Annotated in this window: 11 protein-coding genes; 8 read left to right on the forward strand and 3 right to left on the reverse strand. The window is 66.3% G+C overall.

Features of this window, described 5'->3' with window-relative positions; all coding sequences use genetic code 11:
- Positions 1-150: 150 nt before the first annotated feature.
- Entirely contained in the window at positions 151-1,062 is a 912-nt protein-coding gene (locus BMY12_RS03330; RefSeq protein WP_143068821.1) for a hypothetical protein, read from the forward strand.
- Between the two features lie 79 nt (positions 1,063-1,141).
- Entirely contained in the window at positions 1,142-2,365 is a 1,224-nt protein-coding gene (locus BMY12_RS03335; RefSeq protein WP_218140068.1) for an acyl-CoA dehydrogenase family protein, read from the forward strand.
- Positions 2,366-2,468: 103 nt separating this feature from the next.
- Here BMY12_RS03335 and gpmA read toward each other — a convergent pair whose 3' ends face one another.
- From gpmA to BMY12_RS03350, 3 genes are read right to left on the reverse strand one after another with little or no spacing between them, the layout of a single operon-like run.
- Positions 2,469-3,218 carry a 2,3-diphosphoglycerate-dependent phosphoglycerate mutase gene (gene gpmA / locus BMY12_RS03340; protein ID WP_093282024.1) on the reverse strand — a complete coding sequence of 250 codons (750 nt, stop codon included), beginning with the start codon at positions 3,216-3,218 and terminating at the stop codon, positions 2,469-2,471.
- 57 nt (positions 3,219-3,275) lie between these two features.
- Positions 3,276-3,812, reverse strand: a complete 537-nt coding sequence (locus tag BMY12_RS03345; protein ID WP_093282026.1) for a gamma carbonic anhydrase family protein — start codon at positions 3,810-3,812, stop codon at positions 3,276-3,278.
- Complete coding sequence (locus BMY12_RS03350; protein WP_093282450.1) at positions 3,809-4,837, reverse strand: alpha/beta hydrolase; 1,029 nt, start codon at positions 4,835-4,837, stop codon at positions 3,809-3,811. The genes BMY12_RS03345 and BMY12_RS03350 overlap by 4 nt, the downstream gene beginning before the upstream one ends.
- A gap of 250 nt (positions 4,838-5,087) precedes the next feature.
- Between BMY12_RS03350 and BMY12_RS03355 the strand changes: the two genes are divergently transcribed.
- From BMY12_RS03355 to xth, 6 genes are all read left to right on the forward strand, one after another.
- Complete coding sequence (locus BMY12_RS03355) at positions 5,088-7,151, forward strand: M3 family metallopeptidase (RefSeq protein ID WP_093282030.1); 2,064 nt, start codon at positions 5,088-5,090, stop codon at positions 7,149-7,151.
- Between the two features lie 81 nt (positions 7,152-7,232).
- Positions 7,233-7,844 (forward strand): TetR/AcrR family transcriptional regulator, encoded by a 612-nt coding sequence (locus BMY12_RS03360; RefSeq protein ID WP_177188816.1) that lies wholly within the window; start codon positions 7,233-7,235, stop codon positions 7,842-7,844.
- Positions 7,845-7,909: 65 nt separating this feature from the next.
- A complete protein-coding gene (locus tag BMY12_RS03365) occupies positions 7,910-8,824 on the forward strand; it encodes an SDR family NAD(P)-dependent oxidoreductase (protein ID WP_093282035.1) in 915 nt (304 codons plus the stop codon).
- Positions 8,825-8,887: 63 nt separating this feature from the next.
- Positions 8,888-11,422: a TonB-dependent receptor gene (locus BMY12_RS03370; RefSeq protein ID WP_093282038.1), complete on the forward strand. Its 2,535-nt coding sequence runs from the start codon at positions 8,888-8,890 to the stop codon at positions 11,420-11,422.
- Between the two features lie 14 nt (positions 11,423-11,436).
- On the forward strand, positions 11,437-11,886 hold the full coding sequence (locus BMY12_RS03375) for a DUF2147 domain-containing protein (protein WP_143068822.1): 450 nt from the start codon (positions 11,437-11,439) through the stop codon (positions 11,884-11,886).
- A gap of 84 nt (positions 11,887-11,970) precedes the next feature.
- Positions 11,971-12,741: an exodeoxyribonuclease III gene (xth, locus tag BMY12_RS03380; RefSeq protein ID WP_093282043.1), complete on the forward strand. Its 771-nt coding sequence runs from the start codon at positions 11,971-11,973 to the stop codon at positions 12,739-12,741.
- Positions 12,742-12,809: the final 68 nt, after the last annotated feature.

The following is a 12,809-nucleotide window of genomic DNA, read 5'->3' on the forward strand; positions in this document are numbered from 1 at the left end:
GCGCAGCCTGCGGCATGTCCCCCGTGGCAAAGCCCAACCAAAGGTTTGGCCGTCGCGCTCGCGCAGCGGGCGCAATGCCGGTTCGAGCCAGAAACGGGAATCACCATGCGCGGCAGGGGATGGGTTTTGCTGGGAGCGGCCTTGCTGGCGATGCCGGCGTGCGCTGCGCCGTACCAGTTTCGCGAGCTGAGCATCGAAGTCTGGGCCGAGGGGCAGCAGCAATGGCGCAATGAGCCGCAATGGGCCAGCGCCAGCCTGCGGCATCACTATCGCTACAGCATCAGCCTGCGCTCGCCCGGCAAGCTGGAAGGCGCGAGCCTGCTCGACCCCGATCCGCGGCGGCGCATCGCGCTGCGTGCCGAATATCTGCGCCGCAACGGTCTGGCCCAGCTCAAGGCCGCCGGCTTCGACACCGAGGCGCCCGATCTGGCGGCGCGCGTGGCGCAGCGCCAGGAGCAGCAGAGCGCGGCCTGTCAGGACGAGCCCGACTGCCTGATGCGCATCAGCCTGCAGTACAGCACGCTGCTGGCCATCGCCCAGCAGCCCGACAACAGCCAGCTGTTCGCCGGTCCGCCGCGCTATCTGTTCTTCTTCGGCTATCCGGGCTGTCGCAACCAGGTGCAGGCGCAGGCCGAGCTGCATCTGCGCGGCGAGGCCACGCGCACGCAGGCGCGTGGCCAGCTCAAGCCCTATGTGGTCGAGGTCCAGGGACAGTCCTCGGGTTCGGCGCAGGAGCAGGCCAGACTCTGCGAGCAGTTCACGGTGGTGCTGGACACCCAGACACAGCGCCTGAGCGTGGACAACGTCTATCTGCCCGCCGCCTGGGGGCAGACCCATCGCGAGCTGTACGGACATGCCGATGACAGCCTGCACGAAGTGCCGATCGTCCCCGGCCTGCAGGGCTGGGCGCAGCAGCAGCTGCGTGAGGCGCCGCTGTCCGGCGAGCGCAGCGAGACCTTGCCGCTGACGCTGCCGCCGGATGGCGACGGCAGCCTGCTCGGGCGCTGGCAGGGGCAAGGGCGGTTTCGCCTGCGCTGGTCTTTTGTTGCGTCCGGCAACTGAGCCCGGAAGAAAGTTCGGTACGCGGCAGCTGGTGCAGCCCTAGCGTCGGGCACACACATTCATACGGGGGAGCATGACGATGTCCGAAACACCACGCCGCCGCGCCGACACGCTCAGCAGTGATCTGCTGCTGCCGCAGGAAACGCTGCGCATCCGCAAGCTGGTGCGCGAGTTTGCGCAGGACGTGCTGCGTCCGGTCGCGCATCGGCTCAACACCACGCCGGAAGCCAAGGAAAACTTTCCGCGCGAGCAGTTCGCGGCCATGGCGCGCGCCGGCATCTATCGCATTCCTTATCCGGCCGATGTCGGCGGCATGGGCCTGGAGTTTCCGACGCTGGCGACGATGACCGCCGCCGAGGAACTGGGCTATTACTCGCCGAGCTTTGCTTCGGCGCTGTTCGACGGTCAGGCGATTCTGGTCGGCCGCACCCTGCAGAATGCGCCGGCAGCGATCCGCGCGCGCTATCTGCCGATGCTGGTGCGCGGTGAGTTCGTCGGCTGCTTCGCCACCAGCGAGCCGGAAGCCAGCACGGATCTGTCGGTGGCTTCGATGATGACGGTGGCCGAAAAAGTGGATGGCGGCTGGCGCGTCAGCGGCGTGAAGCGTTGGATCACCAATTCACCGGTGGGCGATTACATGGCGGTGCTCTGCCGCACCGGTGATCGCCTCAACATGCTGTGGCTGGACATGCACGCGCCGGGCGTGAGCGTGTCGGCGCCGGATCTGAAGATGGGCAATCACGTGCAGCTCACCGCCGATGTCACGCTGCGCGAGGTGTTCGTGCCGCAGGAGAATCTGCTGGGCGCCGAAGGTGCGGGACTGCGCGCCGCCATCGGCTCGCTGGTGCAGGGCCGCATGGGCATCGCCGCCATCGGTGTGGCGATGGCGCAGGCGGCTTTTGATTTCTCCGCCGACTACATGGAGAAGCGCAAGGTCTTCGGCCAGGAACTGGCGCGCTTCCAGCACTGGCAGTTCCGTTATGCCGAGCACGCGCTGCAGATCGAGATGGCGCGCAATCTCTACCAGAAGGCGGCGCTGCGCCTGGACCGCGAAGGCAATGCCGATATCGAAGCGGCGATGGCCAAGATCGCCGGCAGCCGGCTGGCCTGCGAGGTGGCGCGCGATGCGATTCAGGTGTGCGGCGCCTACGGCTTCGTGCGCACGCTGTCGGGGCCGGGGCAGAACTTCCCGCTGGAGTCGATCTATCGCGATGCCAAGATCGGCGAGATCTACGAAGGCGCCAACGAGATTCAGAACTGGGTGATTGCGCGGCACATCTTCGGCCGCGAGATGACTGGCTAAAGACCCGGCAGGCGCCAGCAACAAACTGCAGGCCGTGGGGCGGGCAGGGCGCGATGGCGCCGTGACCCGCCCCACAGGCGGGAGGCCTGCTCGATGCGAACGATCAGCGCGACTTGCCCTGATTCGCCACGGCCTCGGCCGCCTTCTTCGCGGCTTCGGCATCGCCCAGATAGCGATACGACTTCACGCGCAGGTCTTCGTGCAGCTCGAACAGCAGCGGAATGCCGGTGGGAATGTTCAGTTCCAGAATTTCGCTGTCGGAGATGTTGTTGAGGTACTTGTACAGCGCGCGCAGGGAATTGCCGTGCGCGGTCACCAGCACCGTCTGACCGGCCTTGAGCTGCGGCGCGATGGCGTCGTGCCAGTAGGGCAGCACGCGCACCAGGGTGGTGGCCAGTGATTCCGTGGCCGGCAGCGCGTTCTCGTCGAGCTTGGCGTAGCGGCGGTCGAACTTCGGATGACCGCCATCATGATCGCCCATCGGCGGCGGCGGGATGTCGTAGCTGCGGCGCCAGATCTTCACCTGCGCCTCGCCGTGCTTGGCGGCGGTCTCGGCCTTGTCCAGGCCCTGCAGGGCGCCGTAGTGACGCTCGTTCAGGCGCCAGCTCTTGGCCACCGGAATCCACATCTGGTCCATCTCGTCCAGCGCGGTGTACAGGGTACGGATCGCGCGCTTGAGCACGGAGGTGTGGGCGCAGTCGAACAGCAGGCCTTCGTCGCGCATCAGCTGGCCGGCGGCCTGCGCTTCCTTGCGTCCGGCTTCGGTGATGTCCACGTCCACCCAGCCGGTGAAGCGGTTGTCGAGATTCCACTGGCTCTGGCCGTGGCGCAGCAGCACGAGTTTGCGGGTCACTTCTTGGATACTCCCAAACAAAAAAATACGCCGCGACAGGCTGCGGCGCGCAGCATTTTAGCCGGCTTCGCCCTGCAGATAGTGGTTTTTGATCTTCACGTAATGCGCGGCCGAGTATCGGAAATGCGCGATTTCGGATTCGCTCAGACGCCGCGCCTGCGTGGCCGGTGCGCCACGATAGAGCCAGCCGCTTTCCAGGCGCTTGCCGGGCGGCACGGTGCTGCCGGCGGCCAGCAGCACCTCGTCCTCGATCACCGCGCGGTCGAGCACGATGCTGCCCATGCCGATCAGGCAGCGGTCGCCAACGGTGCAGGCGTGCAGGATCACGCCGTGGCCGATGGTGACGTCCTCGCCGATCAGCAGCGGCACGCCGCCGGGCGAGTAGGGGCCGTCATGCGTCACGTGCAGCACCGCATTGTCCTGCACATTCGTGCGTGCGCCGATTTCGATGCGATGCACATCGCCGCGCACGCTGGCGAAGGGCCAGACCGAAGCGTCCTCGCCCAGACGCACCGCGCCGATCACCGCCGCCTGCGGGTCCACGTACACACCCGCCGCCAGCTGCGGCTGTGTGCCGAGATAGGCGCGGATCACGGATTGACCGGGGCGATGGGCCGCGGCGGCTGCGTGCCATCGACGATGGGCTGCGGGGTGCCGATGCCTTCCTCCGGAATGGTGGTCGGCGCCAGCTGGATCTCTTCCACCTGCAGGGGTACGGCATTGATGCTGTTGTCGCGGGCATTGGCGCTGGCGGCGGCAGCGGCGCGGCGCTTGATGAAGTCTTCCACCTGATCCAGTACGTCGGAGCGGCCGCGCAGCACGGAGGCGAAGGAGCCGATGATCAGCTCGTGCGAGAGCTTGGGATAGAGCAGGGTTTCCACCGGGCCGCCGGCGCGCGATACCGCCTGCGCCAGTTTCTTGGTGTTGGCCACATCCACGATCTCGTCGTTTTCACCGTGCACCAGGAACAGCGGCGGATTCTGGCCGTCCACGAAGAAAATCGGCTGGGTATAGGGAAAGCGTTCCACCGGCCCGAACAGATCGCGCAGATCCGGCGCGGTGATGGGCAGGAAGTCGTAAGGACCGGCCAGGCCGATCATGCCGGTGAGCCAGCTGCGCGAGCCGCCCACCGCTTTCAGATATTCCTCGTTCAGGGCCAGCATCGCAGCGATGTGCGCGCCCGAGGAATGGCCCATCACGAACAGCTTCTGCGGATTGCCGCCGTACTGCGCGGCGTTGTCGTGCGCCCACTTCACGGCATTGGCGCCGTCCTTGATGAAGTCCGGGAAGTGCACGCGCGGATACAGGCGGTAATTGGCCAGAATCGTGACGAAGCCGCGCGAAGCCAGGGCCTGGCCCACGAACTTGTATTCGGACTTGTCGCCCTTCTCCCAGCGGCCGCCGAAGAAGAACACCACCACGGGTGCGTTCTTGGCGTCACTGGGGCTGTAGATGTCCACATTGAGCTTGTTGGCGCGGTCATAGGGCACGTCCTGGCTCAGGGTGTAGCCCTGGTCGGTGGTCAGCGCGCTCAGGCCGCCGGCGGTGCAGCCGCCGAGCAGAAGCAGGGCTGCGGCCAGAAGGCCGCCCAGAAGGGCTTGCAGGGGCAGTCTCAGCATCATTTTTTCCAGAAAAAACGTTGTCTTGGGTGATGAATCGGCGCCAGCGCCGCCTATTCTACGGTGCCCGCGCCCTCAGGGATGCCCTTACAGACCCCGATCCGATCCTCGGGGTTCGCTGAAAAAACCGGCGCCAGGCTGTGGAAAAGCGGGGAAATTTCGCGGCATTTCAAATTTCTGGATGGCCGGTCCTCGTAACACCGCTAGGGCGCCCCCACAATAACCGTCCCCCCGGTCCATCCTGAGAGCCATGTCCAACCCTTTGCTGCGTGACGCGCTGCGCCAGCCGCTGCCCGCTTTCGACGCCATTGCCCCCGAACACGCCGAGGCGGCGCTGGACGCCGTGCTGGCGCAGAACCGCGCCGAGCTGGCCGCGCTGCTGGCCAGCGGCGGACCCTACACCTGGGAAAACCTGATCGAACCGCTGGAAGAGATGTCCGACCGCGTGCAGCGCGCCTGGGGGCCGGTCTCGCATCTGTTCAGCGTCCGCTCCACGCCGGACTGGCGCAAGGCCTATAACGCCTGCCTGCCCAAGCTCACCGAGTACGGGGTGGAGGTCTCGCAGTCCGAGCCGCTGTTCAAGGCCTACGAGGCGCTGGCGGCTTCGCCGGCGTATCAGCAGTACGACGCCGCCAAGCGCAAGGTGATCAGCGATGCGCTGCGTGACTTCCGCCTCGCCGGCATCGCCCTGCCACCGGAACAGAAGGCGCGCTACAAGGACATCTCCCTGCGCCTGTCCGAACTGCAGACCAAGTTCGAAGAGCATCTGATGGATGCCATCCAGGCCTGGGGCAAGCAGGTGAAGGATGAGGCCGAACTCGCGGGCATGACCGATTCCGCGCGCCAGGCCGCGAAGCAGAAGGCGCAGGCCAAGAACCTGGACGGCTTCTGGCTCACCCTGGATTTCCCCAGCTACGACGCGGTGATCAGCTACGCCGACAACCGCGCGCTGCGCCGCGAGCTGTACGAGGCCTATGCCACGCGCGCCTCGGATCGCGGCCCGCAGGCCGGACAGTTCGACAACGGCGCGCTGATGGAGGAAATCCTGGCGCTGCGTCACGAGCTGGCGCTGCTGCTGGGCTTTGCCAACTACGCCGAGCTGTCGCTGGCCACCAAGATGGCGGAGTCGCCCGACGAGGTGGAGCAGTTCCTGGTGGATCTGGCGCGGCGCGCCAAGCCGCGCGCGCAGCAGGATCTCGACGAGCTCGCCGCCTACGCCAAGACCCGCGACGGCCTCGCGGACTTCGCGCCCTGGGACGCGGCCTATTACGCCGAGAAACTGCGCGAGGAAAAGCTGGGCCTGTCCGACGAGGAGCTCAAGCCTTATTTCGCCTTCGATGCCGTGGTGCGCGGCATGTTCGATCTGGTGCAGCGGCTCTATGGCGTGCGCATCGAGAAGGTCGGGCACATCGCGGTCTGGCATCCCGATGTCAGCACCTATGTGCTCAAGGACGGCGAGAACCTGCCCTTCGGCATGTTCTATCTGGACCCCTACGCGCGTGACGAGAAGCGCTCCGGCGCCTGGATGGACGAGTGCGTGAACCGCCGTCGTACCGCGCAAGGCTTGCAGCAGCCGGTGGCTTATCTCACCTGCAACTTCACGCCGCCGCTGCCGGGCGCGCCGGCGCTGATGACGCATGATGAAGTGCTGACCCTGTTCCATGAATTCGGCCACGGCCTGCACCATCTGCTCACGCGCGTGGAAGAGGCCTCGGTGGCCGGCATCCATGGCGTGGCCTGGGATGCGGTGGAACTGCCCAGCCAGTTCATGGAGAACTGGTGTTATGACCCGGCCACGCTGCGCGGCTTCGCCAGACACTGGCAGAGCGGCGAGGCGATGCCGGAAGAACTGCTGGCCAAGCTGCGCGCCTCGCGCAGCTTCCATGCCGGTCTGGGCACGGTGCGCCAGCTGGAGTTCGCGCTGTTCGATCTGCGCCTGCATCGCGACTACGATCCGGCGAAGAAGAGCGAGCACGGCGAGCGCGTGCTGACGCTGCTGGAGCAAGTGCGCGATGAAGTGGCGGTGATGAAGCCGCCGGCCTTCAATCGCATGCCCTGGAGCTTCTCGCACATCTTCGCCGGCGGTTATGCGGCAGGCTATTACAGCTACAAATGGGCCGAGGTGCTCTCGGCCGATGCGTTTGCCGCGTTCGAGGAAAGCCAGTTCGATCCGGAAGTGGGCCTGCGTTTCCGCGACACCATTCTGGCGCAGGGCGGCTCGCGTGAAGCCATGGAGCTGTTCGTGGAATTCCGCGGCCGCAAGCCCAGCGTCGAGCCGCTGCTGCGGCAGAGCGGACTGCAGGAAAGCGCCTGAGCAGGCCTGCTTTGAACCGGTAGGCCGCATCGCCATCGCGCCTTGCGGCCTACAATGGCGCTTCCGCTTTCGTTCCAGACCATGTCCCAGAAGACGACTCGCGCGCGCGGCGCTGCCACCGAACAGGCCATTCTCCAGGCCACGCTCGAGCTTCTGCATGAAGGCGGTTATTCCGCGCTGACCATTGACCGGGTGGCGGCGCGTGCGCGCGCCAGCAAGACCACCATCTACCGGCGCTGGAAGACCAAGGAACATCTGGTGCTGGCGGTGCTGCAGCTGCTGCCGATGCCGATGCCGGAGCGCAGCAGTGGCAGCCTGCAAACCGATCTGATCGAGCTGTTCCGGCAGTTCGCCCGCATCATGGCGGACTCGCCCTTGCGCGGCGTGCTGCCGATGCTGGTGGCGGAATGCGCGAACAATCCCGCGCTTTCACATCTGCTGGTGCCCGTCAACGAACGGCGCCGGGCGCCGCTGCGCAAGCTCGTCGAACTGGCCATCGAACGCGGCGAACTGGCGACGCATACCGATGTGGAACTGCTGCTGGATGTCATCCAGGGCGCGATTGCCATCCGCATGTATTTTTTGCTCGACAAACTCGACGAGCGCTGGATCCGGGGCCTGGTGCAGCTCTTGATGGAGGGCCTGCGCGGTCCGCCGCAGACCAGGGTCAAGGCCCGCAAGCGGACGGGTTGAAACGACGCAGTCCTCGTCCGTTTGCACGAAGCTGATGTGTACGAAACGTACCGTATCATCCGGCCATGGGCGGAAAACACATTCTGATCACGGGTGGCGCCAGTGGCCTGGGCCTGGGCTGCGCCGAGCGGTTTCGCGAGCTGGGCTATCACCTCACGATTGCCGATCTGAATCAGCAGGCGGCGCAAGCTGCGCTGGCAGCGCTGGACAAACGCGGCGATGCGCAGGCCTGGCTGCGTGCCGAAACAGTGGACCTGTCCGATCCGCAAAGCATCGCGGCTCTGGTGCGGCGCCTGCTGGCGCGCGGCGAGCCCATCGACGTGCTGGTCAACAATGCCGGCATCTATCCGCCTTCGAACCGCCGCGAAACGGCCGAGGGTCGTGAGCTGAGCTTCGCCATCGCGCATCTGGGGCATTTCCGCCTCAGTCACGGGCTCTGGCCGCTGCTGCGGCGGGCGCCGGCGGCCAAGCTCATCACCATCTCCAGTCTGGTGCAGCGCTCGGCGCGCCTGCAGCTGGACGATCTGGATTTTCGCCAGCGCTACGAACCGATACTGGCCTACCAGCAGGCCAAGCTGGCCTGCCTGCTGTTCGCGGTCGAGTTGCAGCGTCGCCTGGCCGAGGTGAACAGCCCGATCCAGAGCTATGCCGCGCATCCGGGCGTGTGCCGCACACAGCTGGGCAGCAATCGCCCGCTGGGTCCGCAAGACAGCGCCTGGCAGCGTTTCGCCAGCGCCATGCTGCGCCTGGGGCAGCGTCACATCGGACAGTCACCGCAGACCGGTGCCGAGCCGGTGGTGCAGATCGCCAGTACCGCGCGCTTTGCGCCGGGCAGCTTCGTCGGGCCGCGCTGGCTGTTCGAAAGCTGCGGGCCCATCGGGGTTTCACCGCTGGGCGCGGCGGCCCGTGATGAAGGTCTGGCGCGTGCGCTGTGGACACGCAGCGAGGAACTCACCGGCTTGCGCTGGCGCTTCGACTAGCGGCGGCACTTGGGATCGGGCCGCAGTGCGGGGCGCGGCGCATAAGACAAAAAAGGGGGAGATATGGGCAAGCAGCATGGCTGGCTGGCGCTCGTGCTATGCCTGCCGGCGAGCTGGACGCTGGCGCAGGAGGGCGCGCTGGACACCATCGTCGTGCCGCAGGCGCCGCCGCCGCTGCCCGCGCAGGCGGCAAGCACCGCGCAGGCGCGCAGCACACTGGAAGAGGTTCTGGTGACCGCACAGCGACGCGTGGCTTCGGTGCAGGAAACGCCGATCTCGCTGGAAGCCTTCGATGCCGACAAGCTGGCGCAGCGTGGCATCCAGGGCGTGCAGGATCTGGGCGCCAATGTGCCGGGCATGGTCATCGAGCCGCATCCTCTGTCCAGCAGCACCTTGCGCATCACCATCCGTGGCGTCGGCGTCACCGACTCGCAGGTCACGCAGGATCCCGCCGTGGGCATTTATCTGGATGGCGTGTATCTGGCGCGCTCGGCGGGACTGGCGCTGGAGCTGGCGGATCTGGAACGCGTGGAAGTGCTGCGCGGGCCGCAGGGCGCGCTGTACGGGCGCAACACCACGGGCGGCGCCGTGAACCTGTTGACGCGCCGGCCTTCGCTGGCGGCCTTCGACATGCAGCAGCAGCTGACGGCGGCCTCGCGCGAGCACTGGAACGGCAAGACCAGCTTCAATGTGCCCTTGACGGACGATCTCGCGGTCAAGCTCTCGGGCCTGCTCAGCCATCAGAACGGCTTTGTCGAGAACACGGGGCCTGGCGGTGATTTTGGCGATCGCCGCGAATGGGCCGCGCGCCTGGATGCGCGCTGGCTGCCGATGGAGACGATGAGCGTGGATTACGCCTTCGATCTCACCGATCTGCGCTACTACAACTATCTGTTCCAGGGCGTGACGCCTTCCAACACGCCGCACGGTCTGGCGGACTACTTCAAGCCTTATGCGCAATCACAGTCGGTTTACGCCTCGCGGCGGCTGGCCCAGCTGGCCACCGGCGCGCCCTATGAGCCCTCGCAGTCGCGTTCGCTGGGTCATACGCTGGTGCTCGGCGATGAGCTCGCCGAGGATCTGAGCCTCAAGTACATCGGCGCCTATCGCCGCCTGCGCGATGACCAGTACGCGGACCTGGGCGGCGGGGCCGGCTCCACGGGCTTTCGCGTCGATACCAATGCCTACGATGGGCCTGCCGGCGTGCTCGCGGGTGGCGGTGCCCCCACGCCGCTGGTGAAGCCGCGCACCTTCCAGCATCAGTGGTCACAGGAGTTGCAGCTCAGCGGCAAGCTGTTCGACTCGCTGGAGTTCATCCTCGGCGCCTACCAGTTCTCGGAGCGGGGCGGCGAGCAGGGTGGTCCCACCCATCACATCTTCAACACCAGGCTCGATCCTTCTCAGCTCAATGTCCTGCTGGACGCTGCGCCGGATCTGCGCGAGCTGCTGCGTGATGCGGTGCTGCCAGGTCTGGCGGCGTTCTGGGATTACGACATCGGCATCGACAACACAGCCACCGCGCTGTTCGGCCAGTTCAGCTGGACGCCGCCGGCCTTCGCGGAGCGCCTGCATCTGACCCTGGGTCTGCGTCAGTCCTGGGATCAGCGCCAGGCCGAGAAGAGCTTCGTGCAGACCGAGTACATCGAGGCGCAGCTGGCCGGCGCGGGTCTGGGCGCGGTGCCGATCCCGGCCTTCGTGCTGCGCGGTACGGATCGTTTCGATCAGGTGCGTGCCTCGCGCAGTGATCGCAATTTCTCGCCCTCGCTCAATCTGCAGTACGAGCTGGCGCGCAGCGCCACGGCCTACATCTCCTATGCCACCGCCTACAAGAGCGGCGGCTTCAACACGCGCGATCCGCAGATTTCCGGCGCCTCCGGGCCGGCATCCGATGGCACGGATTACGGCTTTGGCTTCGTGGAAGGCTTCAAGCCGGAACGTGTGCGCTCGATCGAACTGGGGTTGAAAAGTGAATGGCTGCAGCGGCGGCTGCGCGGCAATCTGGCGACGTTCTACACCCAGTACCGCGACATGCAGACCAACTTCATGATCCCGGGCACCATCTCCGACACCAAGTCGCGCAATGCCGGCCGCGCGCGCCTGTATGGCGCCGAGCTGGATGGTGCCTTCGTGCTCAGGCCCGGCCTGATCGTGTCCTTGCAGTACGCTTATCTCAATGCCCGTGTGCAGCAGGTCATCGACCTGGAGGGCAACAACGTCGCCTCGCTGTATCCCTTCATCGCCGCGCCGCGCAGCTCGCTGGTGGCCTCGCTGGACTGGACCTTCCTGCAGAATCGCTGGGCCAGCTGGCGCGCCTATCTCAATTACCAGTACAGCGGCTGGCGCCAGGGTTTCGTGATCACCGAGGACAAGCGCGGACTCACCGCCATCGACGGCTATGGACTGATCAATGCGCGCCTGGCCGCCAGCGAGATTCCGGTGACTGCGCGCAGCCAGCTGGAAGTATCGCTCTGGGGACGCAATCTGGCCGACAAGCAGTACCCGCTGACGGCGGTCGACAATCTGCCGCAGGCCGATCGCGCGGTGGTCTGGGGCGAGCCGCGCGCCCTGGGTCTTGAACTCACATACCGCTACCGTTGAAAGGCGCGCCGGGCATGCGTACGCGGGCGCTGCTGCTGGCCATGCTGCTGAGCCTGCCGGGGCTGGGTGCTGCACAGGATCGCGATGCCGCGCTGGGCCGCTGGCTGGCGTACGAACCGAGCGATGGCAGCACCACACTGGTGGAGCTGTATCGCGTCGGCGATACCCTGGAAGGCCGTGTGCTGAGCATGACGGACGCGCAGCGCCAGCCCTTGCTGCGGCATTGCACGCGCTGCCCCGGCACGCTGCGCGGCGAGCCCCTGGTCGGCATGCGCTTTCTCTGGGGCTTGCGTCAGCAGGATGGCCAATGGCTGGGCGGCGAGGTGATGGATCTGCGCGAAGGCCTGACCCAGGGCCTGCGCGCGGAAGCCGAAATCCGCGTCGAGGGCGATCACCTGCGGCTGCGCGCCTTCCGCGGCCTGCGTGCGCTGGGGCAGACGCGGGTCTGGAGGCGCGCGCCCTGAGCGGCGCGGCGCTCGGCGGTTTGCCTTGCCGGCTCGGGCTGCCAGAAGATAAGCGCCCTTCTTCGAACCTGAATGTCCGCGACGATGCGTATCGCCACCTGGAACGTCAATTCCCTTAACGTGCGTCTGCCGCATCTGCTGGATTGGCTCGCGGCCAGCCCCGTGGACCTGCTGGGCATACAGGAAACCAAGCTCACCGACGACAAGTTTCCGTTCGCGGCGCTGGCAGCGGCGGGTTATCAGGCCGTGCACAGCGGGCAGAAGACCTATAACGGCGTGGCGCTGCTGGCGCGCGGCGTGATCGAAGATGTCTCGCGCGACATGCCCGGCTTTGCCGACGAGCAGAAGCGCGTGATTGCCGGCACCGTCAACGGCGTGCGCTATGTGAACGTGTACGTGGTCAACGGTCAGGCCGTGGGCAGCGAGAAGTACGCCTACAAGCTGCGCTTCCTGGAGGCGCTGCAGCGCTATCTCGCCGAAGAGCTGCAGCGCTATCCGAATCTGGTGGTGGGCGGCGACTACAACATCGCGCCCACCGCCGAGGACACGCATGATCCGGAGGTCTGGGAAGGCGGCATTCTCTGCTCGGAGCCGGAGCGCGAAGGCTTTCGCAAGCTGCTGGCGCTGGGCCTGCAGGATGGTTTCCGCCTGTTCCCGCAGGAAGCGAAAACCTTCACCTGGTGGGATTACCGGCAGGCGGCGTTTCGCCGCAACATGGGTCTGCGCATCGACCATCTGCTGCTGTCCGCGCCGCTGGCTGCACGCGCCAGGAGCGCGCTGGTGGACAAGGCGCCGCGCAAGCTGGAGCGGCCTTCCGATCACGCGCCGCTGGTGATCGAGCTGGCGCCGGTCTGAGCTGCGCTAGTGGTCTGTTGCATGCTAGGCGGCACCTATAAAACCGATGGATTTTGGTTCGTGGCAAG

Origin of the sequence: Solimonas aquatica, assembly GCF_900111015.1 — a bacterium.
GTDB classification, from domain to species: domain Bacteria; phylum Pseudomonadota; class Gammaproteobacteria; order Nevskiales; family Nevskiaceae; genus Solimonas; species Solimonas aquatica.

Bases quoted from the DNA above. Each gene is read 5' to 3' on its own strand.
- BMY12_RS03330 (WP_143068821.1), top strand. From the start codon at position 151: ATGCCGGCGTGCGCTGCGCCGTACCAGTTTCGCGAGCTGAGCATCGAA.
- BMY12_RS03335 (WP_218140068.1), top strand. From the start codon at position 1,142: ATGTCCGAAACACCACGCCGCCGCGCCGACACGCTCAGCAGTGATCTG.
- BMY12_RS03350 (WP_093282450.1), bottom strand. From the start codon at position 4,837: ATGCTGAGACTGCCCCTGCAAGCCCTTCTGGGCGGCCTTCTGGCCGCA.
- BMY12_RS03355 (WP_093282030.1), top strand. From the start codon at position 5,088: ATGTCCAACCCTTTGCTGCGTGACGCGCTGCGCCAGCCGCTGCCCGCT.
- BMY12_RS03360 (WP_177188816.1), top strand. From the start codon at position 7,233: ATGTCCCAGAAGACGACTCGCGCGCGCGGCGCTGCCACCGAACAGGCC.
- BMY12_RS03365 (WP_093282035.1), top strand. From the start codon at position 7,910: ATGGGCGGAAAACACATTCTGATCACGGGTGGCGCCAGTGGCCTGGGC.
- BMY12_RS03370 (WP_093282038.1), top strand. From the start codon at position 8,888: ATGGGCAAGCAGCATGGCTGGCTGGCGCTCGTGCTATGCCTGCCGGCG.
- BMY12_RS03375 (WP_143068822.1), top strand. From the start codon at position 11,437: ATGCGTACGCGGGCGCTGCTGCTGGCCATGCTGCTGAGCCTGCCGGGG.
- xth (WP_093282043.1), top strand. From the start codon at position 11,971: ATGCGTATCGCCACCTGGAACGTCAATTCCCTTAACGTGCGTCTGCCG.